Here is a 21489-nt window from a genome sequence, read left to right as displayed (position 1 = left end):
GCATCTTGGCCGATGCATTGCCGCGGCCTCCAGCAAGAGGCTAGCAGTGCGCTGCCATCGATCGGCCCACGACAGATCCGCCGCCCCGCGCCAGCGAGCCCGACAGCCAGGGCATTGGCAGAACGCCTGGCTGCCCGGGTGACAGCCAACTCAAGCAGTGCCGTCGCGCACCATGCACCGTATGCTCGTGCGGCCAGCGCGCTGGACGCACGCTCCTGCCCCACTGCTCTCCGGTTGTTGGTCGTACCAGACATTCCTTGGTCATCCTCGGGTGCACACCATGCACCCCATCTGCGGAGGTGGTTATGTCGTATATCGATGGTTTTGTACTTGCCGTCCCTACAGCCAACAAAGACGCATTCATCGCGCATGCCCGCATGGGCGATGCGGTCATCATGGAATACGGCGCGCTGCGTGTGGTGGAGTGTTGGGGTGACGATGTCCAACCGGGGCAATGGACCGACTTCTATCGCGCAGTCGATGCCACCGCCGAAGAGACGGTGGTGTTTTCCTGGATCGAATGGCCGGACAAGGCCACCCGCGATGAGGGCATGCGCAAGATGATGGAAGACCCACGCATGGACCCGTCGGTCAATCCGATGCCATTCGACGGCAAGCGCATGGTCTACGGTGGCTTCGTGCCGATCGTGGCGTTGGGCCAATCGGCTTGAGCGTTGCAGCGCACGGCGGCCCGCAGGACGTTGGCCAGGCCTGCGCAGGCTGGTGCTGCCGCTGGCAGTGGGCACGGAATCTTTTGTGGTGATCGCTACACTGGGCGCATGCAGCATGCGCGGCCAGCGATGGCCGGAGACAGCGCAGGCAGTACCGCCGACTGGAGACCCACATGACCGACGCACCACTGCTGATCGCCTGCCCGAGTTGCGCTGCGATGAACCGCATTGCGCCTACGCGCCTGCGCGATGCACCCAACTGCGGCAGCTGCCATCGCCCGCTGTTCCTGGGGACGCCGGTGGCGTTGTCGGCTGCGGATTTCGACAAGCATGCGCTACGCAGTGCACTGCCGCTGGTGGTGGACTTCTGGGCGCCCTGGTGTGGGCCATGCATGAGCATGGCGCCGCAATTTGCCGCAGCCGCCGCAGCATTGGAACCGCAGGTGCGCCTGGCCAAGGTGGATACCGACCTGCATCCGGCGCTGGGCACGCGCTTTGGCATCCGCAGCATTCCCACCTTGCTGGTCATCCAGGGTGGGCAGGAACTGGGCCGTCATTCCGGCGCGGTGAGCAGCGCGCAAATCGTCAACTGGGTGCGCTCTGTCCTGAGCAAGCGGTGACGCAACCCGAAGGCCAGCTGCACATGCACACAGCTGGCCTCTCCACCTGCAGGAAACATCACTGCGGCGCAGACGCCGCAGAGACTGCGATCAGGCGATCAACCCGTTACTGCCAGTTGACGTTGACCGACACCCCAACCACACGCGGCTCGTTGTAGACCGCGGCCATGTAGTTTTCGATCACGCCCTTGAGATTCTTTTCGTTGGTGATGTTGCGCGCGAACGCCGCCACTTCCCACGCACCGTAGCCACCGGTGTAACCCAGCTTGAGGCCACCTTCGAAATTGCCGTCGGAGCGGAATTCGGTGGAATCGTACAGCACGAAGCTGGTCTGGCCTTGCTTGTTCCAGTCGGTGGACACGAAGAACGCGCCGTCGTTGCCCACCGGGATGTCGTAGCGCGCGGCCAGGTTGAGGTTGTACTTGGGCGCGTTGGGCAGCGGGTTGCCGTCGATCTGGGCGAAGGTGTTGGCACCGACGCGGATGGTCGGGTCGTTGACGGTGCACACCACCACGCCATTGAGCGCGCAGGCCTGCGCATAGACGCGTTTATCGTGGATTTCGCTGTGCAACAGGCTCAGGCCGGCGGTGATCGACAGGTTGGAAATCGGGCGCCAGTCCAGATCCGCTTCCATGCCGTAGGCCTTGGCCTTGTCGGCATTGAACAGCACGCCATTGCCGTCCGAGTCGTTGCCGTTGAGCTGGATATCGTCGACCGTGTAGGTGAATCCGCTGACATTCAGGCGCAGGCGGTTCTCGAACAGGCTGCTCTTGATGCCCGCTTCCCAGGACAGGATGGTTTCCGAATCGGCAGTGGTGAAATCGGAATTGAACACCGCGCTGCGGCCCTGGATGGTGGGGCCGCGGAAACCGCGCGCCACGCGCGCATACACGCTCAGCTGCGGGTCGATCTCATACATCGCGCTCAGATCCCAGCTGGGCTGGGTGTCGGACATGCGCACATCGCGGCGGCCGCGGTAGGTCACCACCCCGGCCGCGGTGTCGGCGGTCTTGAGCAGACGGGTTTCCTTGCTGTCCCTGGTCTGGCGGATGCCGGCGGTCAGCGTCAGCGCGTCGGTGGCTTTGTAACTGAGCTGCCCGAAGCCGGCCCACGAGGTATTGGTATTGCGCAGGCGCACCCAGTTATTCGGGTTGCGCGCGGCGGTCTGCAGGAAATAGGCACGCTGGTAGAAATCGGTGGTGTCGCGGCCGTCGAAGTAGAACGCGCCCACCTGCCACTGCAGGGCCTGGTCGCCTTCGCTGGCCAGGCGTAATTCCTGCGTGTACTGATCCAGGTCGCGGATCTGTCCCATCGACTGGCCAAAGCCGTTCGGCACGCCATTGACCGGGTAATTGGCGGCAGCACCGCCATCGGTGTCGCCACGGCTGTAGCCGGAAGTGGTTTCGTAGGCGGTGATGGAGGTCAGCGACACGCCACCGAAGTCGTAAATCGCCTTGAGCGAGCCGCCATCGGTTTGATACGCCTGCGGGTTGTCGTGCCCCTCATCGTAGGCCACGCGGTCGCGCGGCACGTCCACCTTGTCGCTGCCACGTGTGATCGCGTTGCGCAGGAACAAGGTGGAGGTGCCGTCATAGTCGCGCGTGTGCACCGAGCCCAGCAGCGAAAACGCATCGTTGGGCTTGAGCAGCAACTGCAGGCGCGCGTTGCGGTCGTTGTAACCGCCCATCGCGTCCTTGCGTGGCGTGCGCGTGCCGTCGGCGCTGCTGCCGGCAAAGGTGTTGTCCACCCAATCGTCGCGGTGCTGGTACAACGCCGATACGCGGAACGACAGCACGTCGTTGATGGGACCACCGAAGCCGCCATCCAGCGAGAGCGTGTTGTAGCTGCCGTAGCTGGCATTGACGCGGCCGATGTAGGTGTCGCTGGGCTTGACCGTATCGAACTTGACGATGCCGGCGGTGGTATTGCGGCCGAACAGCGTGCCTTGCGGGCCACGCAGCACTTCGACCTGATCCACGTCATAGACCGGATTGGATTTGAGCACGACATGCTCCAGCACCACATCGTCCTGGATGATGGACACCGGCTGCGAGGCACCCAGGTAGAAATCGATATTGCCCAGGCCACGGATATAGAAACGCGGGAAGATGCGCCCGGTGGTGGTTTCGGCATAGAAGCCCGGCACGCGGCCGGAAAGCGCCAGCAGCGTGTCATCGCCACCGGCGGTGAAGTCGCGCATCGCTGCGCCCTGCACCACGCCAACCGAGACCGGCACGTCCTGTAGGTTCTGCTCGCGGTGCTCGGCGGTGACGGTGACCGTGTCCAGCGCGGTCGGGCTGGCTTCGCCCTGGGCCGCTGGCGCTTGCTGCGCAGACGCGGTTGCCGCCAACGAGGCAAGCAACAGGCCGGCGCAGGCACGTGCGAGCGGCGTGCGCTGCACGGCGGCGCGGCGGCGCGCAGCGACCTGTGCACGAGCGGACACCGGCGACGGGAGGACAGGCGAGTACAACGACATGCGGATTGATCCTAAGTAGTGAAGCGAGGTGATGACACAGCGTCGGAGCCGTTTGGCACGGCACGCCTGATGGCGGCGCCGCGTGGCGCCGCGCGCACGATATGTCAGCAATGTTGCAGCGAAGTGGCAACACCCGATCCACCCACTCCGCTACACGCATGGAGGCATGCCGCCACGCAGCGCTGGCATCGCAAAACGTCATGCCACGCCGCCTTGCGTGCTGTCATGCTGGTGTCTTGCTGGCGTTGCGCCAGGGCATGGCACAAGGGGATCTCTTGAAACGACTCGCATGGTTGGCCGGCCTGCTGGCTGCAGTGAGCTGTCCGCTGGCGCATGCCGGCACCGCGTTGATCACGCAGATCGAGTACCAGGGCGACGATGGCGGCCCGGTGCCAACCGCCGCGCAGTACCGCAATCCGGTCGTGGCCGGTTTCCATCCGGACCCATCGGCGGTGCGGGTCGGCGACGATTTCTACTTGGTCAATTCCAGTTTCGGCTACTTCCCCGGCCTGCCGGTCTTCAAGAGCAGCGACCTGGTGCACTGGAACCAGATCGGCAACGCGATCGACCGTGCAACCCAGATCGACTACGGCAACGACGAACTGACCCGCGGTCTGTTTGCCGCCAGCATCAGCTACCACGCCGGCACCTTCTATATCGCCAATACCTGTTTCTACTGCGATGGCGGCAATTTCCTGATCACCGCCACCGATCCGGCCGGGCCATGGTCCGATCCGATCTGGCTGGACGCCAAGGGCATCGACCCCTCGCTGTTTTTCGATGACGATGGCAGCGCCTGGCTGGTCAACAACGACGTGCCGGCCGGCAAGATGCGCTACGACGGGCACCGCGCCATCTGGCTGCAGCAGCTGGATCTGGCCAGCATGAAGTTGGTCGGCACCCGGCAGGTGATCGTGGATTCCGGCTTCAAGCCGGCGACCAATCCCGAACACATCGAAGGCCCGCACCTGTTCCGCCGCGATGGCTACTACTACCTCACCGCGGCCGAAGGCGGCACCGGCGAGCAGCATGCGCAGATGATCTACCGCAGCCGCCAGATCACCGGGCCATACGAAACCTGGAGCGGCAATCCGGTCCTCACCCAACGCGACCTGGACCCATTGCGCACTGCGCCGATCACCTCGGCCGGGCATGCGCAGTTCGTCGAACTCAAGGACGGCACATGGTGGGCGGTATTTCTCGCGACGCGTCCTTACCGGGGCAATCACTACAACGTGGGCCGGGAAACCTTCCTGTTGCCGGTGCAATGGCGCGATGGCTGGCCGATGGTGCTGCCGCACGGCGCCGCGGTCCCTGCGGTGGCTGCGTGCCCACCCTTGCCGGCGGGCACGCAGGCCATGCCGACCACCGGGCCGATGCAGTGGAGCGAGCGCTTCGGGGATGCGCGCGTGCCGATGCAATGGATGACCATCCACCCACCAACGACCGCGTGGTATCAGCCCGGCGCGCAAGGCTTGCGCGTGACCCCGGCCAAGATTGCGCTGGGCGATATCGGCCGTGGTCAGCCAGCCTATCTGGGTCATCGCCTGCAGCATCATCACGCCACCTTGGTCGCCAGCGTGGATGGCAGCGCGCTGGCACCGGGCGAACAGGCCGGTCTTGCGATCGTGGCCAAGGAGAGCAATTTCCTGGCAGCAATGCTGGTGCGCGAAGCCAGCGGCGCTGCGGTGGTGCTGTATCGCCGCGCCGGACCGCAGCAGCCCGGCACCGGCACCGAACTGGCACGCGCGCCACTGCCCGATGCCACGCAACCGGTGAAACTGCGCTTTGCGCTGGATGCCGCACGCGTGCACGTGGATTACGCCGTCGGCCAGGGGCAGTGGCAGACGCTGCTCGAACAAGGCGATGCGAGCGTGCTCAGCACCGAGACGGCCGGCGGCTTTCTCGGCGCCACGTTCGGGCCGTACGCGTATGCGCGCTGAGCGGCGTGCAGGAACGGCGCTGCACGCCTGGTGCATGCGTGGTCCGGGCGCCGGCCGCGCCCACCCCGCAGCCACGCATGTGCGTTTGGGGCCGCCTTAACGCCCTACGCCCGCGCCAGGACGCTGCTGTCGAGCATCTGCCCCACCGTGTTGAGCAGATCGTTGAGGCTGAAAGGCTTGGGCAGCAAGGCCATGCCCTCTGCCAGAAATTCTTGCCGCGTGACCGCGTTTTCGGCGTAGCCGGTAATGAACAGGATCGGCAGGCCCGGGCGTAGCGTGCGCGCCACATCGGCCATGTCGCGCCCGTTCATGCCGGGCAGGCCGACATCGGAAACCACCAGATCGATGTGCACCTCGGTGCGCAAGTGTTCCAGCGCGCCGTTGGCATCCTCGGCTTCGATGACCTGGTAGCCGGCATCGCCGAGCACTTCGCTCACCATCATGCGCACCACATCGGTGTCGTCTACCAGCAAGATGCGCTCGTTGCGCGTGCGCGGCGCGCTGGGCGGCGGTGCCGGCAGCATCTCGTTGGCCGAGAGCCCGCGCGGCAGCAGGAGCGCCACCGTGGTGCCATGCCCCACCTCGCTGGTGATGCGCGCGGTGCCGCCGGATTGACGTGCGAACCCGTAGGTCATCGACAGGCCAAGACCGGTGCCTTCGCCGATGGGTTTGGTGGTGAAAAACGGCTCGAACACCTGGTCGAGAATGGCCGGCTCGATCCCGCTCCCGTTGTCGATCACCTTCACCGCGACATAGTCGCCATCGTCCAGTTCCGGGTCGTTGTGCGCGGTGTAGGCCGCACTCTGGATGCGGATGGTGCCCTGCCCTTTCAGGGCATCGCGCGCATTGATGACCAGGTTGAGCACCACGTTTTCGAGCTGGTTGGCATCGGCAACGGCCACCAGCGGCGTGGAGGCAAGGTCCAGCTCCAGCGCGATGTTTTCGCCGATCGAGCGCTGCAGCATGTCTTCCAGCGAACGCACACGGGTGTTGACGTCGAACGGTTGCGCGTCCAGCGATTGCTTGCGTGCGAACGCGAGCATGCGCTGGGTCAGCGCAGCGGCGCGGTGCGCAGAGCCGGTGGCGATTTCGGCCAGGCGCGGCACCCGTTCGATGCGGTTGGATTCCACTGCGAGCTGGATCATGTCCAACCCGGAAATGATGCTGGTCAGCAGGTTGTTGAAGTCGTGCGCGATGCCACCGGTGAGCTTGCCCAGCGCTTCCATCTTCTGCGCCTGCAGCAACTGGATTTCGGTGTGCTGGCGCTGCGCGATCTGATGCGCGAGCTCGCTGGTGGCGGTATCCAGTTCCTGGCGCTGTTCGCGCTCGCGCAGGCGCTGCTCGGTGACGTCTTCCACCAGCAACAGTCCCAGATCCGGCTCGCGGTAGGGCGACACCCGCCATTCGGTTTCGCAGAGCTTGCCATCGCGCAGCAGCGACAAGGTGCCGCTCCAGCGCTCGCGTTGCGCCAACGCTGTGGTCAGTGCGTGGACGGCGGCGGCCTGATCCAACCCGGCGGCGCGGATCGCGGTGCCGGGTGTGGCGCTACCGATCAGGCGCTGGAACGCGGCATTGGCCTGGTGCATGTGCAGGTTGGCGTCCACGACCGCAATCGGTGCACTGATGTGTTCGAAGATCTCGCGGAAACGCGCCTCGCTGATCCGCAACGCCTCCTCGGCACGGCGTGCGCGCAACAGCGTGCGCAACGTGGCCAGCAACACGTTGGGGTCGACCGGATGGATCAGGTAGGCATCGGCACCGGCATCCAGCCCGGTGATCATGTCGCCGGTGGCGATCGAGGCCGCCGAGACATGCACCACCGGCAGCAACGCGGTGCGCGGCTCGGCACGCAGCGTCCGCACGATATCAAAGCCGCTCATGTCCGGCAGGTTGACGTCCAGCACCACCGCAGAAAACGTCTGCGCAGCCAGTTTGGCAAGACCCTCGGTCCCGGTGCCGGCTTCTTCGACCACGAACTGATGGTGTTCGAGCACGCGCCGCACCGAATAACGCGTCACCGCGTTGTCGTCGACGACCAGAATGTGGTGCTTACTGCCCACGTGTCTCCTCCGCTGCCAGCGTCACCGGCAGCACCACGTAAAATTCGGAACCCTGCCCGACCACGCTGTTGATCCCCACCCGGCCGCCCAGCAATTCGGCGAACCGTTTGCAGATCGACAACCCCAGGCCGGTGCCGGTCAGGCGTTTTTGCAGCGGCGAGTCCACCTGTACGAAATCTTCGAACAAGGCCTCGTGAAGCTCGGCCGCAATGCCGATGCCGGTGTCCTGCACGCCAAAGCGTACATGGCTGTCGCCTTCCAGCTGCGCGAACACGCGCACCTGCCCCTGCGGGGTGAACTTGAGCGCGTTGGAAATGAAATTGCGCAGGATCTGCGCCAGCTTCTTGTCGTCGGTATAGAGCAGCGGCAGCACCGGCGGATCCTCGAAGATCAACGTGGTATTGCCCACATCGGTGAGCGGACGGAACATGCCGCGCAGCGCCGCGAACAGGTCCATCAGGTCGAACCAGCCCGGCGAAATGGTGATGCGCCCGGCCTCGATCTTGGCCAGGTCCAGCAGGTCGTCCACCATCTCGGTGAGCTCGCGCGCCGAACCGCTGACAAAGCGCACCTGCTTGAGCTGCTCGGCATTGAGCGGCCCGTCCATGCCATCCTCCAGCAGCCGGGTGATGCTCAGGATCGAGCCTAGCGGGGTACGGAACTCGTGACTCATGTACGACAGGAAGCGGCTCTTGAGTTCGGACACCTCGCGCAGCTGTTCGGCCTGCTGGTCGAGCTCGGCATACAAGGCCAGCACGCCCTGGTTGGTTTCTTCCAGCTCTTCGCGCAAGGCCTGGTTCTGCTGACGCAAGCTTTCAAGTTCAGCCATCGCCTCGGCTGCCGGCATCTCGGTGGTCGAATTCATTGCATGCCTCCTAAGCGCATGACGAACACGCAGCAATCGTCGCGGCCGCGCGCGTAATCGCGTGCCAGCACCGCGGCAATGATGCGTGGATGGCGCGACAGCAGGCCCGGGTGATCGCGCAGGGTCCAGCGCGATTGCAGGCCGTCGCTGTGCATGATGAGCAACTTGCCGGCGGCGTGTGGAAAGTCGAACGGTTGCGCCTTGCGGAACTGGACCCCGACGATGCCCGGGTGCGAGGGCATGCCGCGCACACCATCGCCATCGCACAACGAAGCGACGATATTGCCCACCCCGGCAAAGCGCGCCTGGCCGCTGCCGGCATCGAACTGCATGACCGCCGCCGCACCGCCGCGCGTGCCGCTCATGCCGGCATGCAGGCGGGCGATGCGTTCGCCCGGCTCGCCACGGGCCGTTGCAGCAGCGCGCGTGCCGGCATCGGCTGCATCGGCCGCCCCGGCTCCATGGCCCAGGCCGTCGATCATGCTCACGGTCACCCGTTGCGCCTCGATCGCCAAATGCCAGCCATCGCCGCACACCGTTTCGTTCTGCAGCGGCATACGCAGCGCGCCGTAGGGCAGATCGGGCGTGCTCTCGGCATCGGCATACACGCGTGCCAGGACCACGGCCCCCCGCGCATCGGAATAGGCATCCAGCAAGGCGGCATGTCGCTGTACCGTGCCCAGGCCATTGCCAGGCGTGCTGCCGGTGGAGTACCCGTCCGGCAGGCAATCGGCCAGCACGAATCCGCGCCCCTGATCGAGCGTGCACAGCTCGATGCCCAGGCCATCGCGGCCGGCGACGCTGCACAGCTGCATCTGCCCGCCACCGGCATGGTTGAGCAAGTTGGTGCACAACTCGGTCGCCACCAAGGCCACGCGCCCACAGCCGTCCTCATCGAAACCGCAGGCCTGTGCAAGCGCCACCGCTTCGCGACGCACCTGCCCCACCTGGGTACCCTCTTCGACGCGGATCACCTGGGTGAGCGCGCCGGTCATGGTTACTTCCATTTGGTGATGGTGATGCGGGTGCCCTTGCCGGCTGCGCTATCGAGCACGAAATCGTCCACCAGCCGCCGGCTGCCGGACAATCCCAGCCCCAGGCCATTGCCGGAGGTCCAGCCGTCGGTCAGCGCAAGTTCCAGGTCTGCAATGCCCGGGCCCTGGTCGCGGAACGTCAGCTGCACACCCTTGCGGATGCCGCTTTCGACCAATGCCCAGTCCATGTCGCCACCACCACCGTAGATCACGGTATTGCGCGCCAGCTCGCTGGCCGCAGTGACCAGCTTGGTCTGATCGACCAGGCGCAGCCCGCACTGCACTACCAGCTTGCGCACGGTCTGCCGCGCCAGCACCACGTCCTGCTCGGTGCGCACCGGCTGCGAGCCGGCCGTCATGGAGCCGCATCGGGTTGTTGCAGCAGTCGCATGCCGCGCTCGACATCGAGCGCGGTGCGCACCGACGGCAAGGTCAGCCCCAACTCCACCAGGGTGATCGCCACCGCCGGCTGCATGCCCACCACCACGGTTTGCGCACCCATCAGCGTCGCCAGTCCGGAAATGGTGCTGATCATGCGACCGATGAACGAGTCGACGATGTCCAGCGCGGAAATGTCGATCAACACCCCACGCGCAGAGGTGGCGCTGATCTTCTCGGACAGGTCGTCTTGCAGTTGCAGCGCCAGCTGGTCGTGCATGTCGACCTGGATGGTGACCAGCAACAGATGGCCCATCCGCAGGATCGGAATACGCTCCATGTCAGTCTGCCTTGCTGACGGCAACGCCGGTGCGCTTGAGCGCCAGCGCCAAGGCATCGGCCAGGTTGGCCTTGGTCACGATCCCCTGCAGGTCCAGGCCCAGATGCACGATGGTCTGCGCAATCTGCGGGCGCACGCCGCTGATGATGGCGTCGGCCCCCATCAGCCGGATCGCGGTCACGGTCTTGAGCAGATGCTGCGCCACCAGGGTGTCCACGGTGGGCACGCCGGTGATGTCGATGATGGCGATTTCCGAGCCGGTGTCGACAATGCGCTGCAACAGCGATTCCATCACCACCTGGGTGCGCTGCGAATCCAGTGTACCGATCATCGGCAGTGCCAGCACGCCCTCCCACAGCTTCACCACCGGGGTGGACAGCTCCAGCATCTCTTCCTGCTGACGCACGATGATGTCTTCGCGGGTCTTCTGGAAAACCTTCACGGTGTACAAGCCCAGGCGGTCGAGCAATTCCGATAACGCCCACAACTGCTTGCCCAGTTCGTCCGGGCTACTGGCGTATTCGCGCTGCACCAGCGCAAACAACACGCGCTTGAGCGAAAAGATGAAGTTGGCGGTTTCCTGCGAATCGAAACCGCGCGTGGCGCGGTCGCGCGAGAGATTTTCCAGGAAGCGACGCACCTCGCTCCATTCGGCACTGTCCAGGCTGCTACCGTCGTGCTTCAACGAGGCCACCAGCAAGCGCAGGAATTCGCCAGCCTGCGCTTCGAACTCCTGCCGCGACAGACGCGCATCGTTGCCCAGGCTGGACTCCAACCATGCGGCCAACAACGCGTGTTCCTGGCCACCAATCGCATCGATCGAGCGCTGCTGCAATGCCACCATGAGATCACCCACCAAAAGAAGAGAGGTTGGGCATGCGGGCTGGACTGCGCCCGACCGACGCGGCGCCCCCACGCCGATGCGCAGCAGAATAAAGCAACTCAGATTGGCCAACCAGCGAGCCAACCTGTAGCAGTCATCCGGCCCACGCGTGCAGTGTGACATTGCGACGCACATGCCGAACGTGCGCCGGTCCACGCCTGCGGACATGCGCTGCGCCATTGCGCGTGCAAGGCAAAACCATGCCCGCAGCGTGCCATCGCCCTCAGCCCTGGCGATGGCCGATCAACGGCACGTCACTGCGTCCTGAGCCTGCGGCAATGCGTCCCGATCGGCATTGCCAGGGCCATGGCAAGCTCCCTCGGCACGATGGACACCAACAAGACCAAATGCCGCAGAAGCGGCCGTGACGGAGCGCTGCGCCTTGCGCTTGCACGCAGGGCCTGCATTTGCGTCATCGCCCTGCCGACGGTGTGGCGGCATGTCAGACGCGAGAGGGCGTGCCGGCACGGATGCCACCGCGTTGTGGAAGAGCCATGCGCGTGCTCTCGACGCCGGATGCAGCGCCGCGCATCCAGCGTGGCGCTCGAACGCACGCCACGATCGCCAATGTCCATCCCAACCCCGGCGACACCTGCCATCCAATCACGCCGATCGCTGCCTTACAGCCCGTAGCGCTCCACTGCGTCCAAATGCGGCTGCGGATCCTGGCCGCAGGCTTCGGCAAGCCGCAGCCAGCACATCGCGTGCGGCCACTGCGCTGTCGCTGCGAGCAAGGCGCGATGCAGTTCGAGCGGCGCAACCGCTTCCGGCAAGGCCACGGTGAAGAGCACCCCGGGCAGCCCCGAACCGGCCTGTTCCGGATCGAAGCTGTCCGGGTCTTCCGGGTCGATCACCCGATAGTCGTCGCGACTGTGCAGCCACAGCGTCCAGCCACGCGCTTCGACCTCCTCGCGCAACGCATTGATGGCGTCTTCGCCGGGATGCACGCCGTCGACCAGCCAGCTGTTCGCATAACCGCCGGCCTGCAGCACATGCACCTGCGCGTAGGTCGGCACGAAACGCTCGCGCTCGGCCTCGTCTTCCGGCGGCGGATACAACAGTTCTGCGTCGAAGACCACCCAGTCGCCGACATGCTGGCGCCGATGTGCAGGCGCGTTTTCGACGATGCGTGCAGTGACCGGGCCGGTACGGCGCGCGTAATACTCCACCGCTTCGCCATCGTCGATGCAGCGCACGATGACCCAGCCCCACGTTTCTTCGACCACGCCGCTGGTGTTGCTCAGCTCCATGCCGATCGCCTGCGCAGAGGCACGCACCGCGTCCCAATCCTGCGCCGCGCTGGCCGCCGTCATGTGGTCCCAATGCGCAGAGCGCGGCTCCTCCAGCAGTTCGGTCAGTTGCCGATAGACCGCGGCGGCCTCGGCAAACCGGCCGGTGTTGAGATACATGCGCGCCAGCAGCCCACGCGCACCATGCGAGCCGGGCGACAGCTGCAACAGTGCGGTGCAGGCCTGCTCCAGCGCCGGCCAATCGGCCAGCCGCTGCGCCAGTTGCGCCTCGCACCACAACGCCGCCACCGGCACCTGTGGGCGATACAGCTGCACCAAACGGCGCAGACCTGCTTCGTCGCCGCGGCCAAGCAACAGATTCATCAGGCGGAACGTGGGGCTGGTTTCGCGATCGGCATGCCGCTGCACGAACGACCACAGCAGTGCGATCGCTTCTTCGTCGGCCGCACAGGCGCTCAAGGCCGATGCGGTGGTATCGACAAGTTCGGCATCGTCCGGGCACTGCGCAACGGCCTGCAGCAGCCACTGCGCTTCGCGTTCGGGATTGCGCACCACATCCTCGCCTTGCGCGTTCAACCATTCCAGCAGGTGTGCGGCCGGTACCGGCGCAGTCTCGCCCGCAGGCGCTGCATCGATGCGCGCGGCCAGGCCATCCAGCAACTGCGTTGCGCCGCGGTCGTGGCGCAGCTTGGGCAGATGCGCGCGCGCAAGCGCCAGATGCCGCTGCGCGGTCCACACCGCGCCGCGTTGCAGTGCCAACCCGATCGCAAGCTCGGCCGCTTCGATCAGGATGCGATACGCGCCAACCTGCGCGTAATGGTCGAGCATCTGCTGCACGCGGCTGCCCAGGTCCCAGCTATTGCGCTCGGGCGCGCGCGTCACCAGCACCGCCACCGCGCGCAGCCAGTGCAGGCGATACCGCGGCGCAATCTCGCGCCATGGCAGCAGCGCTTCCATGGCCTCGTCATCGCGCTGCAACAGCGCCAATGCGCGCGCTTTCTGCAGGCGCCGCGGCTGGCTGCAATTGGCCCACTCGACGCCTTCGCGCGCGGCGTCGCGTTCGCGCTGTTCCACCAGCGCCAGCGCTTCCTGCGCACGCCCCAGCGCAAGCAGGATCGAGATGCGCATGTCCGGCACGCCGTCGTAGATTTCGCCGCCATGCGCCAGGATGGTCTGCGACTGCTGCTCCAGATACTGCAGCGCCGCGTCACCACGCCCGTCATCGAGCAATGCATCGGCTTTTTCGCAGCTCAGGCACTGGTAACACGACCAGCTCGGGTCGATGCGGCCCAGGGTTTCGTCGCACACCTCGATGCGTTCTTCCACCCAGCCCGGGCCATCGATGTTGGCATAACACGCGGCCAGATCCTGGGTCACGCAGACCGATTGCGGGCACTCCACTGCGTCGGCGCGATGCGCACGCTCGAACAGCGCCACCGCATCGCCCAGCGCGCGTTCGCCTTCGCACAGGTTGCCGACCCGGTTACGCATTTCCCAATGCCCGACGAACACCTCCAGCCACGGGTTGGCCAGCGTCTTGCCCAGCGCACGCGCCTCCGGCAGCAAGGCCTCGGCACGGTCGATCTGCAGATCGCAGATGTGGTCGGTCAGCCGCGTCAACAGCTGCGCATTTTGCGGCTGCCCGGCTTCGCCCAGATCGTCCTGCAGCTTTTCTACCCAGTTCCAGATTTCCATCGTGTCGCTCCTGCGATGCGGCGCGTCAGCGCGCCAACAATTGGGTCACGGTCTCGGCGAAATCGCCGAAGGCCTTGTTGAGATCGGAAGCACCCGATTCGGTGCTGCCCGGCTGCGGCTGCGTACGCCCTTGCGCCGAGACGATCACCTTGAGCGCACGCAGCAAGCGTGCCGCCACCACTGCCTGCCGATTGCCTGCGCGCTGCGCGCCTAGCAAGGCCTGTAGCGCCGGATTATCCAGATTCAGATACAGCCGCTGGGTCTGTCGCGCTTCGATGCGCGCGGTGAATTGCCGCGCCAGGCGCAACGCGGCGGTGGAAACGCGCTTGTCGTTTTCGTCCTGCTCCAGGCGGCGTTTGAGCTCGGCCTCGCGGTCGGGCACCACCACCAGCGGCAATTCCTGCGGGCTGAAACGCGCCGGCACCAACGCTTCGCCATCGCCAAGCTGCTGTTCCAGCCAGGCCAGTTCGTCGGCCGGCAGCGTGTCCAGCTGGAACAACTGGCGGTTGCCCTGCTCGGTGCCCAGCTCGACCAGACGCACACCCTTGACCTGCGCCCAGCGCCGCAGAAACGGCACCACCGCATAGCGGTTGCCATAAGCCACCGGCACGCCCATCGCACGGAACAGCATTTCTTCGAAACCGCTGTCGCTATCGAGGATCACATGCACCGCACCGCGCGACGGCAATTGCTGCGCTGGCAGATCGCCTTGCGATGTGGGTACCCGCACGTGTTCCAGCAGCAATTCGAACAGGCGCTCGTCGCACAACGCCGCACCCAGCAGGGCTTCGTTATGGCGTAGCAGGATGCGTCGCCATGCCTCCGGTTGCTGGCGCGCCACATCGGCCAGGCCCTGCACCAACGCCTCGGACAAGGCGTGCTGCACCGCGCTATAGACCGTATCGCGCTGCAGGTCTTCGCGGCTTGCGGTGGGCGTCAACCGATTGGATTCGATCACCCCACCGATGAAGCCTGCCCACGGCGGCAGCAACTCGCGCGCGTTGTCATCCAGCAACATGCCGCGCAGGAACACCGAGAGATTGCGGTTGTCGCTGGTGCCGTAGGTCGCACCGTCCTGCACCCACAACAGGCCGACCGCATCGCTGCCCTCTTCCGCACGCACCGGCATGCAGCACAACGGCTCGAAATTGCGCTCGAAGCGCGCGGCGAACTCGCGTTGACGGCGCCAGGCCTGCACCGGATGCAGCGGCACGGCGTCCTGCACGCGCCACGGCGGCGGCTCGGGATTGATCGGCTGGGTTGCGGCGCCGATCCAGATTGGCTCGCGCAGCAGCGCGCAATAGCGCGACAGAATCTCACCCAGCCGGCCTTCCTGCGCCAACGCCAGATACTCGCTGTGCAATTCCAGCACCACCTCGGTACCCACCTGCGCACGCGCGGGAATCGGGCTGACCGTGTACTGCTCGGCGTTGCTGGAGATGTAGCAATGGCCCAGCGTGGGAGACTGGTAGGAGGTGGTGCGCACAGTCACCCGCCGCGCCAGCACGAAGGCGGACAGGAAGCCCAGCCCGAACATGCCGATCAGGCCGCTGTCCTCGTGGCCGCCCTGGCGCAGCCCGCGTGTATAGCCCACGCCGACGGTAGCCAGGTAGTCGTGTATTTCCTGCTGGGTCAGTCCGGCACCGGTATCGACGATGCGCACGATGCCCTGCGCGGTATCGGCATGCACCTCGATGCGCGACTCGCCGTGCCAATCGGGTTGTTCCAGACGACGGCGCAGGATGGAATCGTGCGCGTTCTGCACCAGCTCGCGCAGCGCCACCACCGGGGTGGAATACAGGTGCTTGCTGAGGACCGACATCAGTCCATTGAGATCGACGCCTGCCCGGCGGATCTGCGAGGCGTCGGTCGCCCCGGGGGTGGGATCTTGCATGATCGGTCGTCGTTTCCTCGGCGACGATGCCCATCCTCGGACGCGTCACCTGGGTGCCAGTGCCAGCCGGAAAGGATAGCCGGAACCCACATTGCACGCACGTCTCAGTTTGATCCCTGCCCTCCGTTGCGTACAGCGACGCACTGCACCGCACGCCGGATTGACCTCCACGGATCGGTAGCGCTACCAACCCGTGGGTTGCGGAAATTACCGCTGCAAGGTCTCCATCGGCGCCTCGTTGAAGTGCTGCCGATAGCCCTTGGCCAACGCCGAACGGCTACCGACGCCCCAGCGACTGGCCGCCTGCAACACACTGCCGCAGCCGCCTTCGGCCAGCAATTCGTCGCGGATGCTTTGCATCCGGTAACGGCGCAGCACCTGCGTCGGCGAGAGCCCGGTAGCCGACTTGAACGCTTGCTGCAGCGCGCGCCCGGTGACCCCGATCTGCGCGGCCACTTCGTTGATCGACAGATCCGAGCGATGCGCATTGGTGATCATGTAGCTGTAGGCGCGCCGATACTTGGCCGGCAACCGGGCGGAGATATCGTCGCTGACGTGCGCGGGGGTGCCGCTTTCCAGCAAGCGCGGGGCTTGGACTTCGCTACGCAGGCACTGCACCGCGTCCAGCGCGTAGCGGTTGTAGAGCAGCAACGCTTGTTCGGTGCGCCCCATCGCCTGGCTGATCTTGGCCTGGCAGTACTCGAACTCCAGGTTCCAGCGCGGCGCATGATGCCGACCGGCACCGGCCAGCGCACGCTCGGCCAGATCGGCACGGCCCACCGCCAATGCCGCCAGCGCCAGTTCCACCTGCGCGTCCTGGCGCGCGCACGGTGGGCAGCCGGTGGCCGCGGCCGGCAATGCGTCGATCTGCGCGTCGAAGCCGAAGGTGTCGCCGCCGGCAATACGCAACAGGCTGCGGACATGCCGCATACGCTGCGCCAGCACCGGCATGCTCTCTGCCAGATCGGCAATGCAGGCGCGCAGGTCGCTGGGTTCGAACGCATGCGTGGCATCTTCCTGACGCAGCGTGGCTTGCCAGAACACGTGGTCGCTCATGCGGTCGGAGCGACGGATACGCAGCTGCGCAATCATGTCCAGACGCAGCGCAGTGGCAATCCGCAGCCAATCCGACGCCCCGCTCTCCAGCTCGGCCAGCACCTCGCGGGCACGCTCCAGGGTCTGCAAGGCCAACGTGCTCTGGCCCAGATGGAAGTGGGTCAGCGACTTGCCCAGCAGGCTCTCGCCGCACAGGCTGGGCGGCGTCTCGCGGTCCATTGCCAACTGAGCGAAACAATTCAACGCCGCGCTCAGGCGTCGCTGGCTCAGCATCAACCAGGCGGTGTTCCGGCACGACAGCAGGCGCAATTGGCGCTGATGCCCGCGCATTGCCTTCAAGGCCTGCCGATACGCATCTTCGGCCTCTTCCTGATATTCCAGGATCAGCAGCGCATCGCCGCTGGCACCGAACAAGCTCACCTCATCGTCGGCGCCATCCGCTGCGCCCTGTCCGTCGCGTCGCTGTTGGAGATGTTGCAGTCCCTGTGGCCAAGCACCAACCAGCATCCTGCTCGTATAGGTAGGAAGACGTTCTGCGTAAGACAACGCAGAGATCGCTGCAAAGTAGGTGGAAAGGATCATGCCGGTCTCTCTCTTTGGGGGGCGGAGCAAAAGACAACAGGCGCCGAACTCGCGGGCGCAAACGATTGTATGCAGCGGGTCCAATAGAAATTCCCTCTCGGAGCCATTGAAAAAATCAAAAAAGCTCACTCTGTCAATCATCCAGTCGATGCGTTTTCTTCCGGGCGTAAAGCGCTTTGCAACGCGTCGTCGTTGTCGTACTCCAGACATTTCGTGCCATGCGGTCAAGTATTGATCTCGCCGGTCTACGCCACTCTTTCGGTACAGTCGGACAACGTCTGCGAACGCGCCGCTTGCAGACGCGTCGATGCTTGTCGGCGATGATCGAATGCGATGCCCAGTAACTGTACGGACAGGTATGCCGAGAGGCGTTTGATCGAAAAGAGCAGGCATGACACGGCGACAATCGCTGCCGACCTATTCCAGTCACGCGCGATCACACCACCAATCGCAATAGATTGGTCTAGACCTCAGCAACCGAAATGTCACTGGTCACACGCACGGTGCCAAGCGATGCATGCGGACTAGACATGCGGTAATCCCCCCGCTTTGAGCGTTCGCCAAAAGTGGAGCTAGGCGGCCATCGCCAATTTCATTGCTGGCGTGATACCGCCGAGCGCCATGTTGGGGCGCTCATGGTTGTACGTCCATAGCCAGCGCGTGGCCTTGTCCTGAACCTGCTCGATGGTGTCGAACAACGTTGTGGCCAGCCAGGCGTAGCGGACGGTGCGGTTGTAACGTTCGACATAGGCATTCTGCTGCGGCTTGCCTGGCTGGATGTGCTCGATCCGAATCCCGCGCTGCTGTGCCCAAGCTAGCAGCGCGCCGCTGATGTACTCCGGGCCGTTGTCGCAGCGAATGGCGTTTGGCTTGCCGCGCCAGTCAATGATCTGTTCCAACGAGCGGATCACCCGGGCCGATGGCAGCGATAAGTCGACCTCGATGCCCAGACCCTCACGGTTGAAGTCATCGAGCACATTGAACAACCGGAAGCTGCGGCCGTCGGCCAGCTGGTCGTGCATGAAATCCATCGACCAGACCTGGTTGATCGTCTCCGGCACCGCCAACGGCTCTGGCCGCTCGCGCACCAGCCGCTTCTTCGGCTTGATCCGCAGGTTCAACTCCAGCTCCCGATAGATGCGGTACACCCGCTTGTGATTCCAGCCAAAGCCCTTCACGTTGCGCAGGTGCAGAAAGCACAGGCCGAACCCCCAATCACGATAGGTTGTGGTCAACCGCACCAGCCAATCGGCAATCCGGGCGTTCTCCTCGCTGGCCTTGGCTTGATAGCGAAAGCAGGTCTCGCTCACCGCAAAGGTCCGGCAGGCATGCCGGATGTTCGTGTGGCCACCATCTACGGCCCATCGGGCCATCTCCCGGCGTTGAGATGGCCTCACCATTTTTTTGCCATCGCCTCCTTCAGCAGGTCGGCGCTGAGCTGGGCATCGGCGTACATCTTCTTCAGGCGCCGGTTCTCGTCCTGCAGCTCCCTGAGCTGGGACATCAGCGATGCGTCCATGCCGCCGAACTTGCTGCGCCACTTGTAGAACGTCGCCGAGCTGATGCCGTGTTCCCGGCACAACTCCGGCACGGGCGTGCCGGCCTCGGCCTGCTTGAGGACGGCAATGATCTGGCTGTCGGTGAAGCGGGATGTCTTCATGGAACCTCCTCGGAAAAGGGTACGAGAAAATTCCACTTCTGGCGTCAGCTAACCTGTGGGGGGATTACCATGCCCTCTCTGTAAGAGCTCTGTTACGTCTAAATGAGCGCGAGCTAAAGCCGCTGTCGACAAATCCGAAGGCACGTATGCAAGCGTGAAACTTTTGGCCTCCGCAATGGTACATACCATTCTGCCAGCTCCGCTGGACACTCCCCCGCCAACCGACTGGTCCGACGATGCAGCGATCTTTGAAGATGGATTTTGTCCTGGCATTGGCCAACCAGTACCGGCGCCCGTCCCATGCGTGGCTTGTACGCCGACACGCGAAGGCCGCCTGAATGAACGACCACTCCCCCTCCAACGCCGGATCGGTGTTTCTGTTGACGCAGGACGCGCGCTTGGTCTCGCAGATCAATGCCAGCCTTGCACCGCTCGCGCGCAACGTCTCGACGTTTTCCGAGGAACTGGAGCTTCTGCGTTCGCTGCGGCACTCGCCGTGCGAGCTGCTGATCTTCGATGCCAGCTGTGTCGCCGCCGATGACAGTTCACTGCTGGCCTGGCAGCGCTGCCATAGCGGCCAGCCCACGCCGCTGATCGTGCTTGGACGTTTCGATTGCGCCGACAGCATTCTGGCCTGGTATCGCGCAGGCGCGCAGGAGGTCCTTGCACTGCCTTTCAATTCGCACGAGTTGCACGTGCGCGCGGTCCTGGCGATATCGCCGGTGGCGCATGCCTGCCCGGAGACGCAGCACCTGAGCGTTGGTCCATACCAGCTGATCCGCGATGAAAATACCGTCTATCTGGAAGGCAAACCGATCGTATTGACCGCACGCGAGTTCTCGATTGCCTGGCTGCTCTTTTCCAGCCCCGGTGTGTGCTTCCGGCGTTGCCAGCTGGCCAAGGCGGTCTGGGGCAGCCATACCGAATTCACCGACCGCACCATGGAACAGCACATCTACAAGTTGCGCAAGAAACTGCAGCTGAGCAGTGACAGCAGCGCAGTCCGCATCAGAACCGTCTACTCGCACGGCTACAAGCTGGAGCTCGCGCTGCACGATACCGAGGCAACGACGATGAGCAAGGCCGTCAGCCCAAGTCTTGGCCCTGCACATCACGCAGCTGCCTGCTGAGCAAGCGCACCGCTGCAGAGAAGCCATCTGCGACCTGCATTGCGCAGTTTCGCTTGCGTTACAGCGAAGGCAGTTTGATGACACCACGTGCGTCGGCACGGCATCGATGACAGCGCGGCCTCCACGCGCCCTCGGCCTGCATGCTGTGCCGTCACTCAAGTTCTGCAGGTGTACCGGCCATGCGCCTGCAGCGGCATCGTTCGCTGCATGATGCAGCGCACATGCTGATCAGGGTCGAGTGACATCGCCGCATCTATGAAGCGATGCCGCAGCATCACATGCAGCACTGCCTGCTGCGCCGGGACCGCTCAGCGCAAGACGCCTCAAGCATGTCGCGGTGTCGCCGCCGTCCATCTCTGTGGGTCCGATGCGGGCGCGCGCTTTGCAGCGCACAGACTTGCTGGCAACTGTCACGCACGCAGCGGTGGCCGTCCGCCTCTGCAAAGCGCGCAATGGCACGATTGGCACACGCACAAACAACAACGGCGCAGGAAACTCCTGCGCCGTTGTCCGCGTTCATAACGCGAGTTACTGCTTGGGATTTTCGCCGTACTGGTTCGGGCCGGGCGTGCCTTCGATGCACATGAAGACCAGCAACACGAAAGCACCAACGTACGGCACCAGGCTGATCAGATAAAACCAGCCGGACTTGTCCTGGTCGTGCAGGCGGCGCACCGTGACTGCAATACCGGGCACGATCAACGCCAGACAAACGATCACCATGACCGCACAGATCAACCAAGCCAGCGCACCCGGGCCGTTCTCGTTCCCCAATGCCAATGCGGCGACGGCAAACAGGCCGCCAAACACGAACAGCACCAAGCACTGCATCAGCGCGAACATCCAGTATTCCTTGCGGCGCGAGCGACCGTTGAAGTCGGCGTAACGCTTGAGCGGCAGCAACATCCATTCCATCGTGATTCTCCTGAAAACGGCAGTGAGCAGTGTGTGT

16 protein-coding genes are annotated in these 21489 nt (G+C 64.6%); 4 read left to right on the top strand and 12 right to left on the bottom strand.

What is annotated here, in order from left to right:
* Positions 1-305: 305 nt before the first annotated feature.
* A complete protein-coding gene (locus tag FLG15_RS06180; RefSeq protein ID WP_039569667.1) occupies positions 306-671 on the top strand; it encodes a DUF1428 domain-containing protein in 366 nt (121 codons plus the stop codon).
* Between the two features lie 173 nt (positions 672-844).
* Entirely contained in the window at positions 845-1291 is a 447-nt protein-coding gene (trxC, locus tag FLG15_RS06175; protein WP_057679869.1) for a thioredoxin TrxC, read from the top strand.
* Between the two features lie 106 nt (positions 1292-1397).
* On the opposite strand, the gene FLG15_RS06170 is transcribed toward trxC, so the two are convergent.
* A complete protein-coding gene (locus FLG15_RS06170; RefSeq protein WP_150145690.1) occupies positions 1398-3767 on the bottom strand; it encodes a TonB-dependent receptor in 2370 nt (789 codons plus the stop codon).
* A 236-nt stretch (positions 3768-4003) separates the two neighbouring features.
* Here FLG15_RS06170 and FLG15_RS06165 point away from each other — a divergent pair, with 236 nt between their 5' ends.
* The gene (locus FLG15_RS06165) at positions 4004-5710 is read left to right on the top strand and encodes a glycoside hydrolase family 43 protein (RefSeq protein WP_150147586.1); all 1707 of its coding nucleotides are present in this window, start codon (positions 4004-4006) and stop codon (positions 5708-5710) included.
* Between the two features lie 104 nt (positions 5711-5814).
* On the opposite strand, the gene FLG15_RS06160 is transcribed toward FLG15_RS06165, so the two are convergent.
* The 10 genes from FLG15_RS06160 to FLG15_RS06115 all read right to left on the bottom strand — a co-directional run bounded on the left by FLG15_RS06160 (position 5815) and on the right by FLG15_RS06115 (position 19407).
* Positions 5815-7770, bottom strand: coding sequence for a response regulator (locus FLG15_RS06160; protein WP_057679866.1), 1956 nt, complete (start codon positions 7768-7770; stop codon positions 5815-5817).
* Entirely contained in the window at positions 7760-8635 is an 876-nt protein-coding gene (locus FLG15_RS06155) for a sensor histidine kinase (RefSeq protein ID WP_017156593.1), read from the bottom strand. The genes FLG15_RS06160 and FLG15_RS06155 overlap by 11 nt, the downstream gene beginning before the upstream one ends.
* Positions 8632-9630, bottom strand: a complete 999-nt coding sequence (locus tag FLG15_RS06150; protein ID WP_081022818.1) for an ATP-binding protein — start codon at positions 9628-9630, stop codon at positions 8632-8634. Before FLG15_RS06150 ends, FLG15_RS06155 begins: the two co-directional genes overlap by 4 nt.
* A gap of 2 nt (positions 9631-9632) precedes the next feature.
* Entirely contained in the window at positions 9633-10028 is a 396-nt protein-coding gene (locus FLG15_RS06145; protein WP_017156591.1) for an ATP-binding protein, read from the bottom strand.
* Positions 10025-10387 carry an STAS domain-containing protein gene (locus tag FLG15_RS06140; protein ID WP_003484273.1) on the bottom strand — a complete coding sequence of 121 codons (363 nt, stop codon included), beginning with the start codon at positions 10385-10387 and terminating at the stop codon, positions 10025-10027. The genes FLG15_RS06145 and FLG15_RS06140 overlap by 4 nt, the downstream gene beginning before the upstream one ends.
* Position 10388: 1 nt before the next feature.
* Positions 10389-11231: an STAS domain-containing protein gene (locus FLG15_RS06135; RefSeq protein WP_017159688.1), complete on the bottom strand. Its 843-nt coding sequence runs from the start codon at positions 11229-11231 to the stop codon at positions 10389-10391.
* 659 nt (positions 11232-11890) lie between these two features.
* On the bottom strand, positions 11891-14215 hold the full coding sequence (locus tag FLG15_RS06130) for a tetratricopeptide repeat protein (protein WP_057679524.1): 2325 nt from the start codon (positions 14213-14215) through the stop codon (positions 11891-11893).
* 25 nt (positions 14216-14240) lie between these two features.
* Positions 14241-16109: an ATP-binding protein gene (locus FLG15_RS06125; protein ID WP_057679523.1), complete on the bottom strand. Its 1869-nt coding sequence runs from the start codon at positions 16107-16109 to the stop codon at positions 14241-14243.
* 207 nt (positions 16110-16316) lie between these two features.
* Entirely contained in the window at positions 16317-17672 is a 1356-nt protein-coding gene (locus FLG15_RS06120; RefSeq protein ID WP_170922306.1) for a helix-turn-helix transcriptional regulator, read from the bottom strand.
* A gap of 647 nt (positions 17673-18319) precedes the next feature.
* A protein-coding gene (locus FLG15_RS06115) for an IS3-like element ISXcd1 family transposase (protein ID WP_223842567.1) occupies positions 18320-19407 on the bottom strand; the annotation gives its coding sequence in 2 pieces (ribosomal slippage) (positions 18320-19155 and positions 19155-19407; 1089 coding nt in all).
* A 338-nt stretch (positions 19408-19745) separates the two neighbouring features.
* Here FLG15_RS06115 and FLG15_RS06110 point away from each other — a divergent pair.
* Complete coding sequence (locus tag FLG15_RS06110; RefSeq protein WP_057679521.1) at positions 19746-20537, top strand: response regulator transcription factor; 792 nt, start codon at positions 19746-19748, stop codon at positions 20535-20537.
* Between the two features lie 528 nt (positions 20538-21065).
* On the opposite strand, the gene FLG15_RS06105 is transcribed toward FLG15_RS06110, so the two are convergent.
* A complete protein-coding gene (locus tag FLG15_RS06105; RefSeq protein WP_057679520.1) occupies positions 21066-21452 on the bottom strand; it encodes a DUF805 domain-containing protein in 387 nt (128 codons plus the stop codon).
* Between the last annotated feature and the right edge of the window lie 37 nt (positions 21453-21489).

The organism is Xanthomonas phaseoli pv. dieffenbachiae, assembly GCF_008639345.1.
In the GTDB taxonomy this organism is placed as follows: domain Bacteria; phylum Pseudomonadota; class Gammaproteobacteria; order Xanthomonadales; family Xanthomonadaceae; genus Xanthomonas; species Xanthomonas phaseoli.
The sequence above is the reverse complement of the archived record's forward strand: the minus strand, read 5'-3'. Positions and strand labels throughout refer to the sequence as shown.

Bases quoted from the DNA above. Each gene is read 5' to 3' on its own strand.
- FLG15_RS06180 (WP_039569667.1), top strand. From the start codon at position 306: ATGTCGTATATCGATGGTTTTGTACTTGCCGTCCCTACAGCCAACAAA.
- trxC (WP_057679869.1), top strand. From the start codon at position 845: ATGACCGACGCACCACTGCTGATCGCCTGCCCGAGTTGCGCTGCGATG.
- FLG15_RS06170 (WP_150145690.1), bottom strand. From the start codon at position 3,767: ATGTCGTTGTACTCGCCTGTCCTCCCGTCGCCGGTGTCCGCTCGTGCA.
- FLG15_RS06155 (WP_017156593.1), bottom strand. From the start codon at position 8,635: ATGAATTCGACCACCGAGATGCCGGCAGCCGAGGCGATGGCTGAACTT.
- FLG15_RS06150 (WP_081022818.1), bottom strand. From the start codon at position 9,630: ATGACCGGCGCGCTCACCCAGGTGATCCGCGTCGAAGAGGGTACCCAG.
- FLG15_RS06145 (WP_017156591.1), bottom strand. From the start codon at position 10,028: ATGACGGCCGGCTCGCAGCCGGTGCGCACCGAGCAGGACGTGGTGCTG.
- FLG15_RS06140 (WP_003484273.1), bottom strand. From the start codon at position 10,387: ATGGAGCGTATTCCGATCCTGCGGATGGGCCATCTGTTGCTGGTCACC.
- FLG15_RS06135 (WP_017159688.1), bottom strand. From the start codon at position 11,231: ATGGTGGCATTGCAGCAGCGCTCGATCGATGCGATTGGTGGCCAGGAA.
- FLG15_RS06130 (WP_057679524.1), bottom strand. From the start codon at position 14,215: ATGGAAATCTGGAACTGGGTAGAAAAGCTGCAGGACGATCTGGGCGAA.
- FLG15_RS06125 (WP_057679523.1), bottom strand. From the start codon at position 16,109: ATGCAAGATCCCACCCCCGGGGCGACCGACGCCTCGCAGATCCGCCGG.
- FLG15_RS06120 (WP_170922306.1), bottom strand. From the start codon at position 17,672: ATGCTGGTTGGTGCTTGGCCACAGGGACTGCAACATCTCCAACAGCGA.
- FLG15_RS06110 (WP_057679521.1), top strand. From the start codon at position 19,746: ATGAACGACCACTCCCCCTCCAACGCCGGATCGGTGTTTCTGTTGACG.
- FLG15_RS06105 (WP_057679520.1), bottom strand. From the start codon at position 21,452: ATGGAATGGATGTTGCTGCCGCTCAAGCGTTACGCCGACTTCAACGGT.